Origin of the sequence: Kribbella sp. NPDC023855, from assembly GCF_040639475.1 — a bacterium.
Lineage (GTDB): Bacteria > Actinomycetota > Actinomycetes > Propionibacteriales > Kribbellaceae > Kribbella.
Genome location: NZ_JBFAAA010000005.1, coordinates 371,462 through 391,490, shown reverse-complemented (window position 1 = coordinate 391,490; position 20,029 = coordinate 371,462). Strand labels below are relative to the sequence as shown.

The window sequence follows — 20,029 nt, the reverse complement described above, 5'->3', positions numbered from 1 at the left end:
GAGGGCCTCTCCGATTATCTATACGCTTCCGTATAAATGAGACGCTAGCAAGGTCTGTACGGTGGCGTACAGACCTGGTCCAGGTGAGAGGAGACACGTCCGTGGCGATCGCTCGCACCCCGCGCGCGAAGTGGATCGAGGAAGGCCTGCGCCAACTGGCGGCCGGTGGTCCGGACGCGGTCCGGGTCGAGGCGATCGCCTCGGCGCTCGGCGTCACCAAGGGCGGTTTCTACGGGTACTTCGCGAACCGCGACGCGCTGCTGACCGAGATGCTCGACACCTGGGAGCTGAGCACGACCCAGGAGTTGATCGACCGGGTCGAGAGCGAGGGCGGTGACGCGGTGGCAAAACTCCACCGGCTCATCACGATCGTCGCCTCCGCCGACCAGCTCACCACCACGGTGACCATCGACCTGGCCATCCGCGACTGGGCCCGACGCGACCCGGCCGTCGCCGAACGCCTCCGCCGCGTCGACAACCGGCGGATGGACTACCTGCGAGAACTCTTCGCCGCGTTCTGCCCCGACCCCGACGACGTGGAGACCCGCAGCCTGCTGGTCTACTCGGTCTACGTCGGCAACCACTTCCTGGCCGCCGACCACGGCACCCGCACCCGCGCCGAAGTACTGGCTCACACCCGGGCTTGGCTGCTCACACCGCCAAACTAGGCTCTGGAGCATGACGTCTGAGCTTCTCGGTGAACTCGGCAAGACCGGCCTCGGCGTGCTCGTCACGCTCAAACGCGACGGCCGCCCGCAACTGTCCAACATCACCTACGTGTACGACGGCGAGCGGATCCGCATCTCGATCACCGACGGCCGCGCGAAGACCAAGAACCTCCGCCGCGACCCGCGCGCCAGCCTCTACGTGAACGGGCCCAACGGCCGCTCGTACGTCGTTGCCGAAGGCACCGCCGAACTCACCCCGGTCGCCACCTCACCCGACGACGACACCGTGGAAGCCCTCATCGCCTACTACCGAGCCGCCGCCGGCGAACACCCCAACTGGCCCGAGTACCGCCAAGCCATGGTCGAACAGCGCCGCCTCCTCCTCACCATGAAGATCGACCACGCCTACGGCACGTCCTCAGCCGGCTAGCACCTCAGCCGGTTGCCAAGACCTGGGGGCTGGTTTCCTTGATGCGGGTGCGGAGCCACTTGGCGCACATCTCGGTCTCTGGGTGGGTCTTGGTGATGACCTGAAGCAGCTCCTGGTCGCGGGCGGCCTTGGCTGCCTGCTGGAGGATGGTCCAGGAGATCTCGGCCTGCTGGGCGCACAGGTAGAGGTCGCGGAGATCGTCGAGGAGGAGCAGGCCCGCCGATTCGGTTCGGCCGAGCAGCTCGGCGCCTTTGTGCCTGGCCTTCTCCAGCAGCCCGGGCGAGTCCGCGGACGCGTCCACCGGTTCGGCGCCGTACTTGCGGGCCAGTGGCGCGAGCAGGTCGAGGTGCTCCGCGCACTGCCGCGCCAGCGTGTGGCCCAGGTGGTACAGGTCGTGCTCCACCGCATGCCGTTCGCCGATGATCCGCAGCCGCCGACCGAGTTCCGCCTCTGCTTCCTGGACTTCGGTGATCGCGTGATCGAGTTTCATGTCGCCTCCTCGACGGCGCCCAGCTTGGAGACGCGGACCGCGGCGATCTTGAGCAGCGGCTGTTTGGAGACCGGGTCCCACTCGGTGATGGTGAGTTCGTTCGCGGCCGTCGGGTGGCTGTCCTCGCCGGGATGGTCCCAGTAGCCGTAGTGGAACGGCGCGAACACCACGCCTTCGCGGATTCCGTTGACCCGGGCACTCGCCTCCAGCCGCCCACGCCGCGACTCCACTCCGACCAGGTCACCGTCGGCGATCCCGAACCGCTCGGCATCGGCCGGACTGATCTCCACCCATGGCGCGGGCGCTGCTGCCTGGAGCTGAGGCGCTCGTCCGGTCTTGGTCCGGGTGTGGAAGTGGTACGCCGTACGGCCGCTGGTGAAGAGCAGCGGATAGTCGTCGTCCGGCGGTTCGTGGGACGGCAGGTAGCGGGCGGCTTTGAGGACGGCTCGGCCGTTCGCCTGCAGGGCCGCGAAATCCTTCTTCTCGTTGGCCGCGCCGGTCAGCAGGTCGTGACCGTAGTCCTCGCAGTAGTCGGTGAACGTGTTGAACACCTGATCGGTGTAGAGGCGCTCGGTACCGTCCGGCTGCTCCTCGGTGCACGGCCACTGGATGCCGCTGCCGCCGCGCAACTTCTCGTAGGACAGGCCCGAGTAGTCGCACGGCCGACCACGGGTCACTTCACCGAACGCTTTGAAGCACTGCTCCGGCGTACGCCACCTGACCAGCGGCCGGCCGTCCTTGTCCCGCAACGCGAGCCGGTCGGCGTAGTCGAGCAAGATCTCGAAGTCTGTTCGCGCCTCGCCGGGCGGCTGCACCGCCTTCTCCGACAGGTGGACGGTGCGGTCGTGATTGGTGAACGTGCCGGTCTTCTCACCCCACACGGCAGTCGGCAGTACGACGTCCGCGAACTGGGCCGTCTCGGTCAGGAACGGGTCGCTCACGACGACGAACAGCTGATCCTGCGCGAGGATCGAGCGGATCCGGTGCAGCTCCGGCAGCGACACAGCGGGGTTGGTGCCGATGATCCAGAGGAACCGCAGCGAGCCCTCTTCGGCGTACCGGAACAGTTGCATCGCATGGGTGGGCGGCGCCCAGCTGGGGATCCGTTCCGGCTCGACGTTCCAGGCCTGCGCGAGCTCCTCGATGTGGGCCGGGTTCTGCCAGTTCCGCATGCCGGTGAGGTCGCCGTCGGCGCCGGTCTCCCGGGTGTTCTGGGCGGTCGGCTGGCCGTTCAGCTGGAAGACGGTCGCTCCCGGCTTGCCGATCATCCCGCGCAGCAGGTTGATGTTGTTCACCTGGCAGGCCGAGGCAGTTGCCTGGTGCGACTGGTAGACGCCTTGCAAACAAGTGGATACGAGACGTTCCGCAGTACCGATGATGCGTGCCGCGGCGCGGATGTCGCCGGCCTCGACGCCGCAGATCTCGGCCACCCGCTCGGGCGAACAGTCGGCGGCCGTCTCGGCCAGCTGGTCGAAACCGACGGTGTGCGCCTGCACGAAGGTGTCGTCGACCCAGCCGTTGGCGATCAGCTCATGGAGAAGACCGTTGAGCAAGGCAAGGTTCGTACCGTTGCGGATGGCAAGGTGGACGTCGGCCTGCTCGGCCATCCTGGTCCCGCGCGGGTCGACGACCACCAGCCGGGGCCGGTCGGGTCCCTGCAGACGGTCCAGCACCCGCGACCACAGCACGGTATGGGTCTCGGCCATGTTGTGGCCGACGGCAAACAATGTGTCACAGAGGTCGAAGTCGGTCAGCGACCCCGGCGCACCGTCGGTGCCGAACGTCTCCTTGAAGGCGAAGTCGGCCGTTGCCGTGCACAACCGGGTGTTGCCGTCCAGGTGTGGCGTGCCGATCCCGCCCCGGACGATCAGCGCCAACGTGTAGTAGTCCTCGAGGAAGAGCTGACCGCTGTTGTAGAAGCCCATTCCCAGTGGACCCTGCTCGGCCAGCACCTGGCGGGAACGGTCGGCGACCAGTTCCATCGCCTCGTCCCAGCCGGCCGGAACCAGCTTGCCGTCCCGGCGTACCAGCGGCGTGGTGAGCCGGTCGGCGGAGTTGTTCGCCTGCCAGCCGTACAGGCCTTTGGGACCCAGCCGTCCGTGATTCACCCGGTCCTCGGCGCGTCCGCGGACACCGACGATGTGGTCGTCGTGCACGGCGATGTCCACGCCGCAGCCGTTCGAACACAGGACGCAGGCCGACTGCACCCACTTGATCTCGGCCTCGGGAACGCCTGCGTCGACGTACTGATCGACCCGCTCCGGCCAGTCGCTACCCGCCGCGTACGGCGTTCGGTCACCCCAGATGTCCGCGATTCGATCCACCATGACTCGCCCTCCATCTGCTGCCCTCCCCAACCGCAGTACCCGCCGCCGAAACCGGCTGCCGGATTAAATGACTCGCGGTGATGGCGTCCGTACCCCCACTCTGGGGTGGTGGACATCACCAGGCTTTCTCCCGATGACGCGGCCGGTTGTGCCGAGGCGGTGGCGTTGCTGATCGCGACGCATGCCGTCGACTGTCCGGGCGCACTGCTGTCGACTCCGACCGGCTACTCGGCGGATCTGCGGTACGGCTGGGATCTCGACCCCGGCCGCACCTACCTGGCGCGGGAAGCCGACGGCTCCCTGGTGGGTCTGCTCCACGTCAACACGCCGACCTACGACAACACGAACCTGGTCTGGATCGAGGTCGAGGTACATCCCGAGCGTCGCGGCCGCGGCATCGGCAGCGAACTGGTCCGGTACGCCGAACAGCTGGCCGGCGAGCTCGGCCGCACCTCGATGGGCCTCACCACCTGGGACCTGCCGAAGGCCGCCGCGTTCGCGAACCGGCACGGGTTCGAGCAGAAAACCGTCGGGGTGAACCGGCGCCAGGACATCACCACTCTGGACTGGTCGACCGTGCAGAAGCTGTACGACGAGGCGGTGCTCGCGGCGGCGGAGTACGAAGTGATCCGGATCGTCGGGGATCTGCCGGAAGAGATGCTCGAAGGCATGATCGCCGTCACCGCCTCGATCAACGACGCGCCGAAGGACGACCTCGACCTGGAGGACGACGTCTTCACCGCGGAACGGCTGCGCGCCTACGAGGCGGCCCGGCACGGACACAACCAGACGATGTACCGGGTGATCGCGCGCCACCGCACGACTGGCGAGCTAGCCGGGCACTCGGTCGTCACCGTGGAACGCGAGCGACCGCACATCGCCGAGCAGAACGACACCGCCGTCTCCCGCGACCACCGCGGCCACCGGCTAGGCGCCCTCCTGAAGACCGCCATGCTGCTCTGGCTCCGCGAAACCGAACCGGCCCTGACCCAGCTCGACACCTGGAACGCCGAGTCGAACAACCACATGATCAGCATCAACGAACAACTCGGCTACTCCGTCGTAGCCCGCTCCCTGGAGTTCCAGAAGTCCCTCTGAACCCACCGCAAGCCGCTCGGGCAGGTGCTTATTGTCCGAGCGGCTCGACGATTGTGACCTGCATGCGGTTGCTGATCGTGAAGCCGAGGCACTCGTATAGGCGGATCGCGGTGGTGTTGGTGGAGCCGGTGTGCAGGAACGGCCGGTCGCCGCGGTGTTCGATGCCTGCGGCAACTGCTCGGATGAGCCGGCTCGCCAGCCCCTGACCCCGGTACGACGGGTGGGTGCAGACCGCGCTGATCTCGACATGGCCGGGTGCCCGGAACCGTTCGCCGCCCATCGCGATCAGCTCGCCGTTCCGCCGTACGCCGAGGTAGCGGCCGGTCTCGAGGGTCCGGGACCGGAACGGGCCGGGCTCGGTGAGTTCGGTCAGCGCGAGCATCTCGGGGACGTCGTCCGGGCCGAGCTCGACCGCTTCGGGTTCTTCCACCCCGAAGTACGCGGGCGCGACGAACTGGACCAGACCGAACACCTGGTCGACCTTGAACGACGCCGGGACCGGCAGCTCCGGCCGGATCAGCGCTCCGCTGTGGCCGACGCCCAGCAGCTCGGCCGCGTCGGCCCAGTCCTGCTCGGTCGGGTCGTCCGGCAGGCCGAAGAAGGGCGCGACCTCGGCCGGATAGCGGCGGACCCGGCCCTTCGCCTCGGCCAGCTCCCCGTGCGCGCCGGTCAGCGCGTGGTGCACGGGATTGAGCAGCGCGCCGGAGCCGAGGGCCGCGTCGCCCGGAACGGAGACGCCGGCGGCAGCCGGGTCCACGGCCATCAGAACCCGAGTTTCCGCAGGTGCTTGGCGTCGGTCTGCCAGTTCTTCGCGATCTTGACGTGCAGGTCGAGGTAGACCGGCGTACCGAGCAGGGCCTCGATCTGGCGGCGGGCGTTCGCGCCGACCTCGCGCAGCCGGGCGCCCTTGTGGCCGATCACGATGCCCTTCTGGCTGTCCCGCTCGAGGAAGATGTTCGCGTAGATGTCCAGCAGCGGCTTGTCGTCCGGCCGGCCCTCGCGCAGCCCCATCTCGTCGATGGTGACCGCGATCGAGTGCGGCAGCTCGTCCCGGACGCCTTCCAGCGCGGCCTCCCGGATCAGCTCGCCGACCAGGATCTCCTCCGGCTCGTCGGTCACGTCACCGTCGGGGTAGAGCGGCTGGCCGACCGGCAGGAACTTCACCAGCTCGTCCGCGACCACGTCGACCTGGTACCCCGAGGTCGCCGACACCGGCACGACGGAAGCCCACTCGATCCCGACCGACTCGCCCAGCTTCTGGATCTCGGACAGGTGCTCGATCATCCGCTCGGGCGCCACCAGGTCGGCCTTGGTGGCCAGCGCGACCTTCGGCGTCTTGGCCACCTTGGCGGCCTCGGTGACCAGGAACCGGTCGCCGGGGCCGATCTTGTCGCTGGCGGGCAGGCAGATGCCGATCACGTCGACCTCGGCCCAGGTGGTCTTCACCACGTCGTTCAGCCGCTCGCCGAGCAGCGTCCGCGGCTTGTGCAGCCCGGGGGTGTCGACCAGGATCAGCTGCGCGTCGGTCCGGTGCACGATGCCCCGGACCGCGTGCCGGGTGGTCTGCGGCTTGGACGACGTGATCACGATCTTCTGCCCCACCAGGGCATTCGTGAGCGTCGACTTGCCGGCGTTGGGCCGGCCGACGAAACAGGCGAAGCCGGACTTGAAGACCGACTCAGGTGTGGACGACATCACGAACCTCTCCGTTGCCATTGGCAACGACTACCGGAAGAGCGGCACCGCCGAAGTAGCGGACCACCTCGACATCGACCTGCGCGGTCTCGTGGTCGGTGACCACCACGGCCGCCTCGATGCCCTTGACCCCTGACGATACGGCCATCGCGACCGCGAGCTGAAGCGCGCTCAGCCCCACGGTGTCCAGCTGGACCGTGCAGGCGGCGTACGTGCGTCCGTCGGTGTCCCGGACGGCGGCCCCTTCGGCGGCGCGGGTCCGGGCCCGGGCGGCGCGCGCCAGGGTGACGAGTTTGGCGTCCTCGGCCGTGAGGTCGGCAGGCAAAGCTGGCTCCAGGTGGTCGAAGGGTGGTCGAAAGTGGTCGAAGGGTGGTCGGAAGGATCAGGCGGTCAGGTGGCTGCTGTCCTGCGGCTGGTCGGCGGAAACACCGCGCCGGACCAGCACAGTACCGATCTGGTTGCGCCGGCCGGACGGCCGCTCCGCGGTGAGGGACAGTCCGAGTCCCTCGATCTCGACCTCGGCGCCCGGAATCGGCACCTTGCCGAGCAGTTTGGCCATCAGCCCACCGACCGTGTCCACGTCGTCGTCGTCCAGCGGTACGCCGAACAGGTCGCCGAGCTCGTCGATCGGGAAGCGGCTGGAGACCCGGTAGGCCCCGTCGGACAGCGCTTGCACCGCCTCCGGCGCCTCGTCGTACTCGTCGGTGATCTCGCCGACGATCTCCTCCAGGATGTCCTCGATGGTGACCAGGCCGGCCGTACCGCCGTACTCGTCGACGACGATCGCGACGTGCATCCGCGCCGCCTGCATCTCGCGCAGCAGCTGGTCGACCGGCTTGGAGTCCGGGATGTACATGCACGGCCGCATCACCGACTCGACCCGCTCGGTCGACTCGGCCGAGGCGTTGTCGTAGACGCGGCGCATGACGTCCTTGAGGTAGACGACCCCGAGGATGTCGTCCAGCGACTCGCCGATCACCGGGATCCGCGAGTAGCCGCTGCGCAGCGCCAGCGAGGTGAGCTGGCGCAGCTTCTTGTGCTTCTCGATGTAGACCATGTCGGTCCGCGGCACCATCACCTCGCGGACGATGGTGTCGCCGAGCTCGAAGACCGAGTGGATCATCTGCCGCTCGCCGGACTCGATCACCGACGACTTCTCGGCCAGGTCGACCAGCGCGCGCAGCTCGGCCTCGGTCGCGAACGGGCCCTCGGCGAACCCCTTGCCGGGGGTGAGCGCGTTACCGATCAGGATCAGCAGCTTCGGCAGCGGGCCGAGCACCCGGGTGAGCGCCATGATCGGGCCGGCCGAGACGATCGCGAACCGGTCGGAGTGCTGCCGGCCCAGCGTGCGCGGGGCGACGCCGATCACCACGTAGGAGATCAGCACCATCAGTACGGCGGTGATCAGGACGTGCGTCCAGGTCACCGTGAACACGTTCGACAGGGCCTGGGTGACCAGCACGATCGCGGTGATCTCGCAGCTCAGCCGGATCAGCAGCAGCGAGTTCAGGTAGCGGGGCGCGTCGCTGAGCAGGTCGCGGAGCTTGACCGCGCGCAGGTTGCCCTGCTCGACCTGCTCGTTGGCCCGCACCTTCGAGTACGACGAGAAGGCGGCCTCGGCGCCGGCGAACAGCCCGGCGAGCAGCACCAGCACCGCAGCCACAACCAGCAGTACGCCGTCGTGGGAACTCACTGGAACGTCACTCCTGTCCTAGCGGTGCCTGCTGGTACCGCGGCCGGGCCTCATCAGACATCGCCCAGCCTGTTTCCGGGTGCCCGCCATGCTTCCAGCAACCGGCCCTGAACATCCCACATCTCCGCCTTCTCGGCGGGTTCGGCATGGTCGTAGCCGAGCAGGTGCAGGATGCCGTGCACGGTCAGCAGCTCCAGCTCGGCCCAGGTGCCGTGGCCGGCCTTCGCGCCCTGGGCGGCCGCCACCGTCGGGCAGAGCGCGATGTCACCGAGGTGACCGAGCGGCAGGTCGGCGTCGTCGCCGCCGTCACCGCCCGGCCGCAGCTCGTCCATCGGCCACGACATCACGTCGGTCGGACCAGGCAGGTCCAGGAACTCGACGTGGTACCGGGCCATCGTGTCCTCGTCGACCAGTTTGATCGACAGCTCGCACTCCGGGTGCAGCCGCAGCGACGACATCACGAAACGGCTCAGCCGCATCAGTCCGTGCGCGTCGATCTCGACCCCGGACTCGTTGTTGACCTCGACGTTCATCTTCTGGGCTCAGCGCTGCCTTCGTAGTTCTCGTAGGCCGACACGATCCGGCCGACCAGCTTGTGGCGGACCACGTCGTGCGACGTGAGCCGGCAGAACGCCAGGTCCTGGACGCCTTCCAGGATGTCCTGCACGACCCGCAGGCCGGAGTTCGTCCCGGTCGGCAGGTCGACCTGGGTGACGTCGCCGGTGACCACCATCTTGGAGCCGAAACCGAGCCGGGTGAGGAACATCTTCATCTGCTCCGGCGAGGTGTTCTGCGCCTCGTCCAGGATGATGTAGGCGTCGTTCAGGGTCCGGCCGCGCATGTAGGCCAGCGGGGCGATCTCGATCGTGCCGGCCGTCATCAGCCGCGGGATCGAGTCGGGGTCGAGCATGTCGTGCAGCGCGTCGTACAGGGGGCGCAGGTACGGGTCGATCTTCTCCGACAGGGTGCCGGGCAGGAAGCCCAGTCGCTCACCGGCCTCGACGGCCGGCCGGGTCAGGATGATCCGGTTGACCTCCTTGGCCTGCAGCGCCTGGACGGCCTTGGCGACGGCCAGGTAGGTCTTGCCGGTGCCGGCCGGGCCGATGCCGAAGACGATCGTGTTCTTGTCGATGGCGTCGACGTAGCGCTTCTGGTTCAGCGTCTTGGGCCGGATCGTCCGGCCGCGGCTGGACAGGATGTTCTGCGTCAGCACGTCGGCAGGGCTCTCGACCGTCTCGGCCTTGATCATCGCGATACTGCGCTCGACGGAGTCCGCGGTCAGGCCGTGGCCGGTCCGCACGACCGCGATCAGCTCGTCGACCAGCCGCTCGGTCAGCGCCAGCTCGGCCGGTTCGCCGGTCATGGTGATCTCGTTGCCGCGGACCAGGATGTCGGCGGCGAACTCCTTCTCGATGATGCGGAGGAACTCGTCCCGGGCTCCCAGCAGCGCGACCATGTCGATGCTGTTCGGCACGATGATCTTGTGCGACGCCTTGGGCCCATCGCTGCGGCCGGCAACTGCTGCGCTGCTGTCAGCGCGCGTCGCATCCGGGTGCGACGGCTCGATACTGCGTGGCCTGGACAGCCTCTTCCTCCTGATGCAGATGGTGTGACCCGACCAATGCTAGCCGCCCACCACGACACCCTCACCCGATAAAACACCCCACACTCCCCCAACACCCTCCTGACCAGCACTTTTACCCCCGTACTACGCCACGCCGCCGCGGTGGCGGCGGGCCGCTGGTGCCGCGCCGCCAGGAGCGCGGTGGCCCGCGTGCTCGGCGCTGCACCGGTGGGTTGGGCGGTTAGCGCTCCCGCAGTGGGCCGGGGTCAGCGCTGCAGTGGGGGTGTTGTGCGTCCGGTGGCTTGGGTGGGGCGAGCGGCGGTCTGGGTGGGGCGGGCTGCGGTTGTTGCTGGGCGGCTGGTGGGGACGGCTGGGCGGAGGGGGATGGTGGGGGCGTTGATTGATTTGAGGTGGGCGAGCTCGGCGGGGGCTAGTGCCGGCTTGGGAGTGCCTGACTCCAGGGCTACCCGGCGGTCTCGTTCTGCCGCCCATTCGCGGGTGGGGGCGACGCTTACCTGCACTCCTGCCTTGGAGGGGCTCAGCATCGGGCCCATCGTCTGGCGGAGGGCTTGGCGGAAGTCTTCTGGGCTCTTGTCCCGGTTGAGGTGGTAGGCGCGGAGCATGCGGTAGTTGGCCTCGACCGCGGCTCGAACCGTTCCGGAGCCGGCGAGTGGCTTGTCGAACTCGTCGGCGTGCGTGTTCCGGTGCTGGTTCACCCCGATCGCGTGCCCGGGGTCGAACACGTGCAGCGTCGTGATCGGCGCCTCCACGTCGCCCTGGTAGACCGAGTCCTCCCGCCAGGTGTGCGCCCCGCTGAAGCTGTCCTGCAACGCATGGGACGCCGCGCCCAGGTGCTTGATCTCGTCGGCGGCCGAGCCGTGCGCCGCCTGCAACTGCTCCTCGATGTAGTCCTGGATCAGTTCCAGGTTCCGCGGCCCGTCCAGCCTCGGGTCGGCCATGCTGTGCGCGCGCTGGACCTCTCCGTTGACCCACGCGGAGTGCACGGTCGCGCCCGGACCGGCGTACGGGACGGTCAGGCCGGTGTTGGCGAAGTTCCGGATCAGCCCGGCGCCGTACGGCCGGTCCAGTACCGCCTGCGCCTTGTCCAGTGCCTTCGTGTACTCCGCGCGGCTCAGCCCCATGATCCGGCCGTCCGGCCCGGACAGGTGCCCGTACAACCTGCGCACGGCCGCGCTGGTGATCTCGCTGTGACCGTGCCAGTGGCCGTTACCGTGCTGTTTCATCCGTCCTCCCAGTCTCCGGCGGACAGGGTCGCATCGATCGGGGTCCACCTGTTGTCAACCTGGTATCTGGTCTAAGCGTCTTGGTTGTGTGGCACAACCGGCCGTGGTGTACGAAGAGTGCGTGGCACATGAGTCCTCGTGGGATGCAGACGAGGCGCTGACGGCTGTCTACACGGCGCACTACACGTCGTTGGTCCGGCTCGGCGCCCTGCTGCTGCGTGACACCGGTTCGGCGGAGGAGATCGTGCAGGACGCCTTCGTGGCGATGCACGGACGCTGGCACCGGCTGCGCGACCCGCACAAGGCCCTGGCGTACCTGCGGACCGCGGTGGTCAACCGCTGCCGGTCCCGGCAGCGGCATCTGGTGGTGGTCGACAAGCACCTGCCGAAGTCCCTGCCGGACGAACCGAGCGCGGAGCAGGCCGTACTGCGCACCGCCGAGACCGACCGGGTGATCGAGGCGATGCGCACGCTGCCCGAGAAGCAACGCACCGTGATGGTGCTGCGGTACTACGGCGACCTGTCCGAGGCGGAGATCGCCGACACGATGGGGATCAGCCGGGGATCCGTGAAGAGCCACGCCGCGCGAGCGACCAAGTCGCTGCGCCAGGTCCTGGAGCAGACCATATGAACGACCGCAGAGACGACGACCAGTTCGACGAGCTGATGCGGCGGGCCTTGTCCGAAGAGGCCGGCCGGATCGAGCCTGCCGACGGGCTGCACGAGATCCAGGCCCGGGTCCGCGACCAGCGCCGGCCGGTCAGCCGGCGGCCGTGGGTCATCACCGCGGGCGCGGCCGTGGTCGGCGCCGCGGCGGCCGTCGCCGCGTTCGCAGTACTGAACGGCACCTCGAACACTGCCGACGATGAGCCGACCATCGCCGGCAGCGCCGAGACGTCCACCACTCCGTCCCCTGGGCCGGCCAGCACTCCCGCGGTGACTCCGAAGGTCACCCCGCAGCCGGCGCCGACCGAGGCTTCCACCGCACGGCCGAGCACGGTGCCGACGGACGGTCGCGGGGTCGAGGAGCCCGTGGTCAAGGACCAGAAGGCCGTCCCGGTCTACTGGCTCGGGGAGAAGGTCGGTGCGCGGACCGAGGCGTTCAGGCTCTACCGCACGTTCGCGCGGGTCAGCGGCCGGCCGGCTCTGGAGGCGGTCCGGTTGATGACGACGCCGAAGGCGGCCAACGACCCCGACTACACGACTCCGTGGGCGGGGGCCACGGTCAGTTCGGTGCGGTACACCGACGACCAGATCACCGTGGACTTCGAGCAACTACCGGGCACCAAGCTCGAGCCGGAGGTCGCCGACGTGGCGGCCCAGCAGCTCGTGTACACGGTCCAGGGCGTTCTGAAGAAGCCCTCGGTTCCGGTCCAGATCACCGAGCGCGGCCGCACGGCGTCGGGCTTGTTCGGCGCGATCGACACCAGCCGGGCGCTGCGCCGCGCGCCGACCCTCAATGTCCAAGCACTGATCTGGATCGAGTCGCCGGAGAACGGCCAGACAGTCAAGCCGTCCTTCACCGTCACCGGCACCGCCGCGGTCTTCGAGGCCCAGGTCGACTGGAAGGCGACCAACCTGAAGACGAAGGAAGTCGTGAAGAACTACACGATGACCAGCGAAGGCCAGAAGTTCTCCCCGTACTCCTTCACCCCGAAGCTGACCGAGGGCGAGTGGCTGATCGAGGTCTACACGGCATCCCCTGAAGACGGCCGGGTGACCGATGTCGACTCCAAGACCGTCTATGTCAAATAGCCGCAACTCACCGGCTAGCTGAAGGTGAACAAGCGGTCGACGGTCGCGGGCGCCGGCCCGGGACCGGCGTACCGGTTGCTGCCGACGGACCACTCGACGCCGTCCGGTGCGTCGAAGGTGAGCTCCTCGAAGCCTGCCTCGGCGAACCAGCCGCGGATGTCCTGCCGGATGTCGGGGTCGTGCCGGCCGCGGGTCCAGATCACCGTCGCTCCCGGGGTGCAGAACGACGGCAGAGCGCGGACTGTCGTCTCGACGTCGGCGACGCTGACGTTGCCGAAGACCCCGCAGAACAGAACCAGATCAGCCGGTACTGCGCCCGCGTAGCTGCCCACGAGGCCGGCATCCCCTTCGACGACCTCGACTCCGGTCAGCCCGTTCGCTGCCACTGCCGCGCGAGCGGTGTCGGCCAGTCGCGGATCCAGCTCGACCAGCCGGGCGGTCACCCGGTCTCGTGCCGGATGAGTCGCGAGCACCTCGATCAGGTCGCGTCCCTGCCCGGCGCAGGCGCTGATCGCACGGATCGGACCCTCGGGATGCGCGTCCAGGAGTCGCCTGACCTCCCGCTGGACCGATCGCAGCCGGCCGCTCAGCTCTGACGACTCGTCGTCGTAGTCCTGGTGCCACTCCACCCAGTCCATCTCGGTCAAGCGATCAACTCCAGCGAGAGCGTGCGAGCAGGGCGGCCGCGGCGGCCACCCCGGCGGTCGACGTACGGAGGACTGTGTCGCCGAGCCGGACCGGGGTCGCGGCGAACGCCTCTAGCTCGGCGGGCGCGATGCCGCCCTCGGGACCCACCACGATCACCACGTCCCCCGCGGCAGGCAGCTCGAGCGAAGCCAGTGGGGTGGTCGCCTCTTCGTGCAGTACCACGGCCAGCGCCGCGTCCGTCAGCAGCTTGGCGACCTCGGCCGTCGACGCGATCGGCGCGACCTCGCAGAACCACGAGCGGCGCGACTGCTTGCTCGCCTCGAACGCCCAGGCCTGCCACTTGGCGTGCGTCTTCGCGACCCGCTCGGGGTTCGCGCGGAACTGGCTGCGCTCCGCGTTCCACGGCACGACCAGGTCGGCCCCGACCTCGGTGAGCATCTCGACCGCGAGCTCGGCCCGCTCCCCCTTCGGCAGCGCCTGGACGACGACCAGCCGCGGACTCACCGCAGGCACGTCGCCCCGGTGGTCCACGGCAACCGTCAGCCCTGACTTGGAGGCAGCCGTGACAGCACCCTCCACGAACGAGCCCCGGCCATCGGTCAGCCGGATCCGCTCGCCGGGGCCGATCCGGCGTACGACGGCCGCGTGGCGACCCTCGGCGCCGGACAGCTCCAGCTCGGACCCGTCCAGGTCAGGCAGGTAGAAGACCGCGAGTCCCATCGCCCGGCAGCCTAAGTCGTTTTCAATGCGCACCGAAGGCGTCGCGCAGGCGCCCGAAGACACCCTTGTGCGCCGCCTGGACCTGACCCTGCGGCCGCTCCTCGCCCCGCGCGCCGGCGAGCTGCCGCAGCAACTCGACCTGCGCCTCGTCCAGCTTGGTCGGCGTCTCCACGATGACCTGCACGATCAGGTCGCCACGGCCCGCGTGCCGCAACCGCGGTACGCCGCGCGCGTTCAGCGTCATCGTCGATCCGGACTGCGTGCCCGGCAGGATCTCGAGCGGCGTGGTCTCGCCCTCGAGGGTCGGCAGGTCGATCGTCGTACCGAGCGCCGCGGCCGTCATCGGCAGGGTCACCGTGCAGTGCAGGTCGTCACCGCTGCGGGTGAAGATCTCGTGCGGCTCGACCTCGATCTCGACGTACAGGTCGCCGGCCGGACCGCCGCCCGGGCCGACCTCTCCCTGGCCGGACAGCTGCACGCGGGTGCCGCTGTCGACGCCACCCGGGATCTTGACCGTGACGGTACGCCGGGAGCGGACCCGGCCGTCGCCGGCGCACTCGACACACGGGTTCGGGATGGTGGTGCCGAAGCCGCGGCAGTTCGGGCACGGCCGCATCGTCCGGACCTCGCCGAGGAACGAGCGCTGGGTGTGGGTGACCTCGCCCCGGCCGTGGCAGATCTCGCAGGTGACCGGCTCGGAGCCGGCCTGCGCGCCCGAGCCCGAACAGGTCGGGCAGAGCACCGCGGTGTCGACCTTCAGCTCGCGGGTCGTCCCGAAGGCCGCCTCCGCCAGGTCGATCCGGAGCGGGATCAGCGCGTCCTGGCCGCGCCGGGTCCGCGGCCGCGGGCCGCGGGTCGCCCCGCCGGTCTGGCCGAAGAAGGCGTCCATGATGTCGGTGAAGGTGAACGCCTGGCCGAAGCCGGCGCCGGCACCCCCGGGCCCGCTCGCGAACGGGTCACCGCCGAGATCGTGGACCTGCTTCTTCTGCGGGTCGCTCAGCACCTGGAAGGCGCGGCCGATCTCCTGGAACTTGTGGTGCGCGTCCTCGGAGTCGTTCACGTCCGGGTGGTACTGGCGGGCCAGCTTGCGGTAGGCCTTCTTGATCTCGTCCGGTGTCGCGTCGCGGCTGACGCCGAGGACGGCGTAGTAATCGGTGCTCATACTCCAGACCACTTGGTAGGCAGCGTTCGGTGCGTTCTTTGGTGGTTCACGAGTCGGCCAGGATCTGGCTGACGTAACGCGCGACGGCGCGAACAGCGCCCATCGTGCTCGGATAGTCCATGTAGGTCGGGCCGACGATGCCGAGAGTGGCCAGCGCCTCCGACTTCGACCCGTACCCGGTCGCGACCACCGAGGTGGTGGCCAGTTCCTCGTACGGGTTCTCGTGCCCGATCCGGACCGTCAGGGTCTGCGGATGGGTTGCCTCGCCGAGCAGCTTGAGCAGGATCACGTGCTCCTCGAGCGCCTCCAGCACCGGCTTCACGTTGCGCTCGAAGTCGTCGCCGTAGCGGGTCAGGTTGGCCGCGCCGCCGACCGCGATGCGCTGCTCACCCTCGTCGGTGAAGGCCTCCAGCAGCGTCGACACGATGGTGGCCACCAGTGGCCGGTCGGCCGGTGCGAAGTTCTCGGAGACGCTGGCCAGCGCGGTGGCCGCGTCGGTCAGGCGCTTGCCGGTCAGTGCCGTGTTCAGCCGGGACCGCAGGTCGGCGATGAGTTGCTCTTCGACGTCCTCCTGGCTCTCCACGATCCGCTGCTCGACCCGGCCGGCGCTGGTGATCAGCACCAGCAGCAGCCGCCGCGGCGTCATCGTGACCACCTCGACGTGCCGCACGCTCGACCTGGTCAGCGTCGGGTACTGCACGATCGCGACCTGCCGGGTGATCTGCGCGAGCAGCCGAACGGTACGCCGTACGACGTCGTCCAGGTCGACCGCACCGGCCAGGAACGACGAGATCGCCCGCTTCTCGGCCTGCGACAGCGTCTTGACCGTGCTCAGCTTGTCGACGAACAGCCGGTAGCCCGCGTCGGTCGGGATCCGGCCGGCGCTGGTGTGCGGCTGGGTGATGTACCCCTCCTCCTCCAGCGCGGCCATGTCGTTGCGGACCGTCGCCGGGGAGACGCCAAGGTTGTGCCGGTCGACCAGAGTCTTCGAACCGACCGGCTCATGCGTGGCGACGTAGTCCTCGACGATGGCCCGGAGCACGTCCAGTTTGCGTTCGTCCAGCACGCGCACCACCCTCTCCACATCGGCCGTCGCCGGTTGGCACTCCTGAGTTTCGAGTGCCAGTCTACCGAGCCGTAGCGACAGCCGGACCAACCGAGCGGCGTGGGACAGATCTCAGCACCGACCAGATCGACCCCACAGCCCCCGTCAGGCGGTGTCGGGCGACGCTCCCCACGGTACGGCGGCCGGCCGCTCGACCGTACTCGCGACGTCCACGGACTGGTCCTGAGCCGCCGACTCGAGCACCGACTCCAGTACGTCGAGCACGTGGTACGCCAGTGCTCCACTGGCCCGGTGCGGCTCGTTGGTGCGCAGTGCGCGAGCCATGTCGGCCACCCCGAGCCCACGCCCGGTTCCGGCGTACCCGCCGGCTACCGGCAGTTCCGTCCAGTCACGGTTGGTGGCAGTGGCGATCTCCACCGTGCCGTCGAAGTTGTTCGGGTCCGGGACGGACAGGCTGCCTTCGGTGCCGTGAATCTCGATCCGCGGCTGCCGCGAGGCCCACACGTCGAAGCTCATCAGCACAGTGGTGAGCGCACCGGACTCGTGCTCCAGTACGCCGGTCACATGCGTCGGCACCTCGACTGCGAAGGTCTGCCCCGCCCGTGGGCCGGTGTGGACCTTGCGCTGCTCCTGCGAGCGACCTGCTCGCGCAGTGACTCGCCGGACCGGGCCGAGCAGCGTGACGAGACTCGTGACGTAGTACGGGCCCATGTCGAGCAGCGGGCCGCCACCGGGTTGGTAGTAGAACTCCGGAGCCGGGTGCCACAGCTCATGCCCGGGCGCGACGAACGAGGCGGTCGCAGCAGTCGGTACGCCGATGTCGCCGCGGTCGAGCGCAGCCCGGGCAGTCTGGGTGCCGGTGCCGAGCACTGTGTCGGGGGCGCAGCCGATGCGGAGGTTGTTGGCCGCAGCGAGCTTCAGGAGCGGCTCCGCCTCCGCACGGTCGACAGCGAGCGGCTTCTCGCCGTACACGTGCTTGCCGGCCTGCAGGGCTGCCTGGTGGACCGGCGCGTGCGCGGCGGGGATGGTCAGGTTGAGGACGATGTCGACCTCGGGATCGGAGTACAGGCTCTCCGGGGTCGAGGCGCGGATGCCTGGGTTCTGGTCGGCGATCGCCTGTGCTCTGGAGAGGTCGAGGTCCGCGACGGCAACGACGTTGACGCCGGGGAGCTTGGCGAGGTGTTCGAGGTAGGCGCCGCTGATGACACCGGTGCCGACGATGCCGACGCCGGTGACCGGGCCGGTCACTTGCTCGCCCACAGGAGGCCGCGCTCGACGATGGTGCGGACCTCGGGCGTGTTGAGGTCGGCCAGGCTGTGGCCCGGCGTACAGACGAAGACCTTGCCCTCACCCCAGGTGCGGGTCCAGACCGCCGGCATCGTCGCGCCCTCGATCCACGGGAAGTCCGGGTCGGTCTTGAAGGTGGTGGTGGCGAGGACGTTGTTGGACGGGTCGGCGTGCACGTAGTACTGCTCGGTGTGCAGGTCGAAGCTGGTGATGCCCTCGACGATCGGGTGGTCGGCGACGATCTCGATCCGGTGGTCGATGAACCCGCCCGGGTGCGAGATGAACTGGCCGCCGGTCATGAAGCTGTAGTCGACGTTGCCGCGGAACGAGTCGACGATGCCGCCGTGCCAGCCGGCCAGGCCGGTGCCCGCGCGGACCGCGGCCTCCAGGCCCTTGACCGCTTCAGCGCTGATCTCGCCCATGCTGACGCACTGCAGGACCAGGTCGGTGCCGGCCAGGTCGAGGTAGCTCTCGGTGCTCTCCGAGACCGTCACCTCGAAGCCGTTCTCACGCAGGAAGGGGATGAACAACTCGGTCGCCTCGGCCGGGAGATGACCCTCCCAGCCGCCTCGGACCACCAGTGCCCGTTTTGTCCTCACGCCGTCCGCCCTTCGGAGATGACACTGCGTCGATTAATCGGTTCAGCTCTGCGACCCTAAGCGGCCCGGCATGGGCCTTCAAGCCCCGTCCCGGCTGCTGGAATAGAGTCGCGAGCATGGGATGGAAGTTCTGGAAGCGCGCGCCGAATCCGATGGATCCGCAGCAGTTGCTGAACCAGGCACATGCCGCACCGAACAGTTTTCCGACGCCGCAGGACGGCGCCGGGGTGCAGGACAGCGTGCCGGCGGGGGCTTTCGTGCTGCCGGTCCAGGACGTGTTCTCGATCAAGGGGCGCGGCACGGTCGTTACCGGCGAGATCGTCGCGGGCACGGTCCAGGTCGGCGACCAGGTGCTGATCACCCGCGCCGGGGAGCAGGTTGCGATGACCCGGGTAACCGGCATCGAGGCGTTCCGCAAGAAGCTCACCGCGGCCGGTCCCGGCGAGAACGTCGGCCTGATGCTGGAAGGCATCGAGAAGAGCCAGGTGCTCGCGGGCGACGTCATCTCCCGCTGACGGTTGCTCGGGTGGCGGCGGTTAGGGTCGCGGGTATGAGTGCGTGGGTGGAACTGGCCGACCGGACGTGGGTCTGGCGCTACGAGAAGTACGACGTGAACATCGGGCTGGTCGCCGGCAGCGACGGTGTGCTGGTGATCGACACCCGCGGCGATCTGGCCGAGGGTGAGGAGCTGCTGGGTCACATCCGCGAGCTCACCGACGCGCCGATCCGGTGGGTGGTCAACACGCACGCGCACTTCGACCACGTGTTCGGCAATCCGGTCTTTGTCGATGCGACCAGCTATGCGCAGGAGAACACCGCCGCGGCCGTCGCCGAGACGGTGGCCATCGACGTCACGTTCTCGGTGGCCAAGGTGATCGACCTGGGTGACCGGCGGGTCGAACTGCTGCACCTCGGCAACGGACACACCGACGGCGACGTGGTGGTCGTCGTACCGGATGTCGACGTGTTCTTCGCCGGTGACCTGATCGAGGAGTCGGCGCCACCGTCGTACGGGGAGGACTCGTATCCGCTGGAGTGGCCGGACACGGTCGACCGGCTGATCGGACTGCTGTCCGCGACGGCCAAGGTCGTGCCGGGGCATGGCGCGGTCGTCGACGCCGAGTTCGTCCGCAACCAGAACGACGACTTCGGGACCGTGGCGAACACCATCTCCGGCCTCCACCACAACGGCACCTCCCTCGAGGGCGCGCTAGCCCACACCGACGACTGGCCCTGGCCACAGGCACACCTAGAACAGGCCGTACGCCGCGCCTACGCCGCCTTGGGCGCACCCGCCCGGCCGACCTTGCCGCTGCTGGGCCTGGCCAAAGACAAGTAGCTATCCCCACGCACGCTCCGCAGTCGCTCCTCCGTCGCGCCAGCTACGCCCGCTCCCACCCACCCAACCTTCTGCGGGCGCCTTGCGCTCCTGCGTCGCGCGCCTAACCGCTCGACCCGCCTCTGCAGAGCAACTGGCTGTGCGCCAACCCAGCGCATCGGGCCTAGGAGCAGACGGCAACGAGGTGGTCGTCACCAACCCAATCGTCACGGCTGGTGACAGAGTGGGGCGGGTGGTCACGCTC

General features: G+C 68.9%; 22 protein-coding genes. 7 read left to right on the top strand and 15 right to left on the bottom strand.

Features of this window, described 5'->3' with window-relative positions; genetic code table 11:
* Nucleotides 1-101: 101 nt before the first annotated feature.
* Entirely contained in the window at nucleotides 102-668 is a 567-nt protein-coding gene (locus AB0F51_RS20855) for a TetR/AcrR family transcriptional regulator (RefSeq protein WP_360282237.1), read from the top strand.
* Nucleotides 669-678: 10 nt separating this feature from the next.
* Nucleotides 679-1,098 carry a PPOX class F420-dependent oxidoreductase gene (locus tag AB0F51_RS20850; RefSeq protein ID WP_360282235.1) on the top strand — a complete coding sequence of 140 codons (420 nt, stop codon included), beginning with the start codon at nucleotides 679-681 and terminating at the stop codon, nucleotides 1,096-1,098.
* Nucleotides 1,099-1,102: 4 nt separating this feature from the next.
* On the opposite strand, the gene AB0F51_RS20845 is transcribed toward AB0F51_RS20850, so the two are convergent.
* Together AB0F51_RS20845 and AB0F51_RS20840 are read right to left on the bottom strand one after the other, a co-directional pair.
* Nucleotides 1,103-1,588 carry a hypothetical protein gene (locus AB0F51_RS20845; RefSeq protein ID WP_360282233.1) on the bottom strand — a complete coding sequence of 162 codons (486 nt, stop codon included), beginning with the start codon at nucleotides 1,586-1,588 and terminating at the stop codon, nucleotides 1,103-1,105.
* Nucleotides 1,585-3,915 carry a nitrate reductase gene (locus tag AB0F51_RS20840; RefSeq protein WP_360282231.1) on the bottom strand — a complete coding sequence of 777 codons (2,331 nt, stop codon included), beginning with the start codon at nucleotides 3,913-3,915 and terminating at the stop codon, nucleotides 1,585-1,587. The genes AB0F51_RS20845 and AB0F51_RS20840 overlap by 4 nt, the downstream gene beginning before the upstream one ends.
* A 108-nt stretch (nucleotides 3,916-4,023) precedes the next feature.
* Here AB0F51_RS20840 and AB0F51_RS20835 point away from each other — a divergent pair, with 108 nt between their 5' ends.
* A complete protein-coding gene (locus AB0F51_RS20835; RefSeq protein ID WP_360282229.1) occupies nucleotides 4,024-5,013 on the top strand; it encodes a GNAT family N-acetyltransferase in 990 nt (329 codons plus the stop codon).
* A 28-nt stretch (nucleotides 5,014-5,041) separates the two neighbouring features.
* Here AB0F51_RS20835 and AB0F51_RS20830 read toward each other — a convergent pair whose 3' ends face one another.
* The 7 genes from AB0F51_RS20830 to AB0F51_RS20800 all read right to left on the bottom strand — a co-directional run bounded on the left by AB0F51_RS20830 (nucleotide 5,042) and on the right by AB0F51_RS20800 (nucleotide 11,209).
* Nucleotides 5,042-5,776, bottom strand: coding sequence for a GNAT family N-acetyltransferase (locus tag AB0F51_RS20830; protein ID WP_360282227.1), 735 nt, complete (start codon nucleotides 5,774-5,776; stop codon nucleotides 5,042-5,044).
* Nucleotides 5,776-6,708, bottom strand: a complete 933-nt coding sequence (gene era / locus AB0F51_RS20825) for a GTPase Era (protein WP_360282225.1) — start codon at nucleotides 6,706-6,708, stop codon at nucleotides 5,776-5,778. The genes AB0F51_RS20830 and era overlap by 1 nt, the downstream gene beginning before the upstream one ends.
* Entirely contained in the window at nucleotides 6,692-7,033 is a 342-nt protein-coding gene (locus AB0F51_RS20820) for a cytidine deaminase (protein ID WP_360282223.1), read from the bottom strand. Before AB0F51_RS20820 ends, era begins: the two co-directional genes overlap by 17 nt.
* A gap of 57 nt (nucleotides 7,034-7,090) precedes the next feature.
* Nucleotides 7,091-8,401: a hemolysin family protein gene (locus tag AB0F51_RS20815; protein ID WP_360282221.1), complete on the bottom strand. Its 1,311-nt coding sequence runs from the start codon at nucleotides 8,399-8,401 to the stop codon at nucleotides 7,091-7,093.
* A 53-nt stretch (nucleotides 8,402-8,454) separates the two neighbouring features.
* Nucleotides 8,455-8,934 (bottom strand): rRNA maturation RNase YbeY, encoded by a 480-nt coding sequence (gene ybeY / locus AB0F51_RS20810; protein WP_360282219.1) that lies wholly within the window; start codon nucleotides 8,932-8,934, stop codon nucleotides 8,455-8,457.
* Nucleotides 8,931-9,857, bottom strand: coding sequence for a PhoH family protein (locus tag AB0F51_RS20805; protein WP_360282554.1), 927 nt, complete (start codon nucleotides 9,855-9,857; stop codon nucleotides 8,931-8,933). The genes ybeY and AB0F51_RS20805 overlap by 4 nt, the downstream gene beginning before the upstream one ends.
* 374 nt (nucleotides 9,858-10,231) lie before the next feature.
* Nucleotides 10,232-11,209, bottom strand: a complete 978-nt coding sequence (locus AB0F51_RS20800) for a hypothetical protein (protein WP_360282217.1) — start codon at nucleotides 11,207-11,209, stop codon at nucleotides 10,232-10,234.
* Nucleotides 11,210-11,330: 121 nt separating this feature from the next.
* Between AB0F51_RS20800 and AB0F51_RS20795 the strand changes: the two genes are divergently transcribed.
* Together AB0F51_RS20795 and AB0F51_RS20790 are read left to right on the top strand one after the other, a co-directional pair.
* Nucleotides 11,331-11,840: a SigE family RNA polymerase sigma factor gene (locus tag AB0F51_RS20795; protein ID WP_360282215.1), complete on the top strand. Its 510-nt coding sequence runs from the start codon at nucleotides 11,331-11,333 to the stop codon at nucleotides 11,838-11,840.
* Nucleotides 11,837-12,964 (top strand): Gmad2 immunoglobulin-like domain-containing protein, encoded by a 1,128-nt coding sequence (locus AB0F51_RS20790; protein WP_360282213.1) that lies wholly within the window; start codon nucleotides 11,837-11,839, stop codon nucleotides 12,962-12,964. Before AB0F51_RS20795 ends, AB0F51_RS20790 begins: the two co-directional genes overlap by 4 nt.
* Before the next feature lie 14 nt (nucleotides 12,965-12,978).
* Here AB0F51_RS20790 and AB0F51_RS20785 read toward each other — a convergent pair whose 3' ends face one another.
* From AB0F51_RS20785 to AB0F51_RS20760, 6 genes are all read right to left on the bottom strand, one after another.
* Nucleotides 12,979-13,602, bottom strand: a complete 624-nt coding sequence (locus AB0F51_RS20785; RefSeq protein WP_360282552.1) for an SAM-dependent methyltransferase — start codon at nucleotides 13,600-13,602, stop codon at nucleotides 12,979-12,981.
* A gap of 13 nt (nucleotides 13,603-13,615) precedes the next feature.
* Nucleotides 13,616-14,332, bottom strand: coding sequence for a 16S rRNA (uracil(1498)-N(3))-methyltransferase (locus tag AB0F51_RS20780; RefSeq protein WP_360282211.1), 717 nt, complete (start codon nucleotides 14,330-14,332; stop codon nucleotides 13,616-13,618).
* A 22-nt stretch (nucleotides 14,333-14,354) separates the two neighbouring features.
* Entirely contained in the window at nucleotides 14,355-15,494 is a 1,140-nt protein-coding gene (gene dnaJ, locus AB0F51_RS20775) for a molecular chaperone DnaJ (RefSeq protein WP_360282209.1), read from the bottom strand.
* Between the two features lie 46 nt (nucleotides 15,495-15,540).
* Nucleotides 15,541-16,560: a heat-inducible transcriptional repressor HrcA gene (gene hrcA, locus AB0F51_RS20770; protein ID WP_360282550.1), complete on the bottom strand. Its 1,020-nt coding sequence runs from the start codon at nucleotides 16,558-16,560 to the stop codon at nucleotides 15,541-15,543.
* Nucleotides 16,561-16,704: 144 nt separating this feature from the next.
* Entirely contained in the window at nucleotides 16,705-17,820 is a 1,116-nt protein-coding gene (locus AB0F51_RS20765) for a Gfo/Idh/MocA family oxidoreductase (protein WP_360282207.1), read from the bottom strand.
* Nucleotides 17,805-18,446 carry a ThuA domain-containing protein gene (locus AB0F51_RS20760; protein WP_360282205.1) on the bottom strand — a complete coding sequence of 214 codons (642 nt, stop codon included), beginning with the start codon at nucleotides 18,444-18,446 and terminating at the stop codon, nucleotides 17,805-17,807. The genes AB0F51_RS20765 and AB0F51_RS20760 overlap by 16 nt, the downstream gene beginning before the upstream one ends.
* A 116-nt stretch (nucleotides 18,447-18,562) precedes the next feature.
* Here AB0F51_RS20760 and AB0F51_RS20755 point away from each other — a divergent pair, with 116 nt between their 5' ends.
* Complete coding sequence (locus tag AB0F51_RS20755) at nucleotides 18,563-18,961, top strand: EF-Tu/IF-2/RF-3 family GTPase (RefSeq protein ID WP_360282203.1); 399 nt, start codon at nucleotides 18,563-18,565, stop codon at nucleotides 18,959-18,961.
* Nucleotides 18,962-18,996: 35 nt separating this feature from the next.
* Entirely contained in the window at nucleotides 18,997-19,785 is a 789-nt protein-coding gene (locus tag AB0F51_RS20750; RefSeq protein WP_360282201.1) for an MBL fold metallo-hydrolase, read from the top strand.
* Nucleotides 19,786-20,029: the final 244 nt, after the last annotated feature.

Excerpts from the sequence above, each read along its gene's own strand:
- AB0F51_RS20785 (WP_360282552.1), bottom strand. The coding sequence starts at position 13,602 with ATGGACTGGGTGGAGTGGCACCAGGACTACGACGACGAGTCGTCAGAG.
- AB0F51_RS20780 (WP_360282211.1), bottom strand. The coding sequence starts at position 14,332 with ATGGGACTCGCGGTCTTCTACCTGCCTGACCTGGACGGGTCCGAGCTG.
- ybeY (WP_360282219.1), bottom strand. The coding sequence starts at position 8,934 with ATGAACGTCGAGGTCAACAACGAGTCCGGGGTCGAGATCGACGCGCAC.
- AB0F51_RS20830 (WP_360282227.1), bottom strand. The coding sequence starts at position 5,776 with ATGGCCGTGGACCCGGCTGCCGCCGGCGTCTCCGTTCCGGGCGACGCG.
- AB0F51_RS20755 (WP_360282203.1), top strand. The coding sequence starts at position 18,563 with ATGGGATGGAAGTTCTGGAAGCGCGCGCCGAATCCGATGGATCCGCAG.
- dnaJ (WP_360282209.1), bottom strand. The coding sequence starts at position 15,494 with ATGAGCACCGATTACTACGCCGTCCTCGGCGTCAGCCGCGACGCGACA.
- AB0F51_RS20850 (WP_360282235.1), top strand. The coding sequence starts at position 679 with ATGACGTCTGAGCTTCTCGGTGAACTCGGCAAGACCGGCCTCGGCGTG.
- era (WP_360282225.1), bottom strand. The coding sequence starts at position 6,708 with ATGTCGTCCACACCTGAGTCGGTCTTCAAGTCCGGCTTCGCCTGTTTC.
- AB0F51_RS20845 (WP_360282233.1), bottom strand. The coding sequence starts at position 1,588 with ATGAAACTCGATCACGCGATCACCGAAGTCCAGGAAGCAGAGGCGGAA.
- AB0F51_RS20800 (WP_360282217.1), bottom strand. The coding sequence starts at position 11,209 with ATGAAACAGCACGGTAACGGCCACTGGCACGGTCACAGCGAGATCACC.
- AB0F51_RS20840 (WP_360282231.1), bottom strand. The coding sequence starts at position 3,915 with ATGGTGGATCGAATCGCGGACATCTGGGGTGACCGAACGCCGTACGCG.
- AB0F51_RS20750 (WP_360282201.1), top strand. The coding sequence starts at position 18,997 with ATGAGTGCGTGGGTGGAACTGGCCGACCGGACGTGGGTCTGGCGCTAC.
- AB0F51_RS20805 (WP_360282554.1), bottom strand. The coding sequence starts at position 9,857 with ATGGTCGCGCTGCTGGGAGCCCGGGACGAGTTCCTCCGCATCATCGAG.
- AB0F51_RS20790 (WP_360282213.1), top strand. The coding sequence starts at position 11,837 with ATGAACGACCGCAGAGACGACGACCAGTTCGACGAGCTGATGCGGCGG.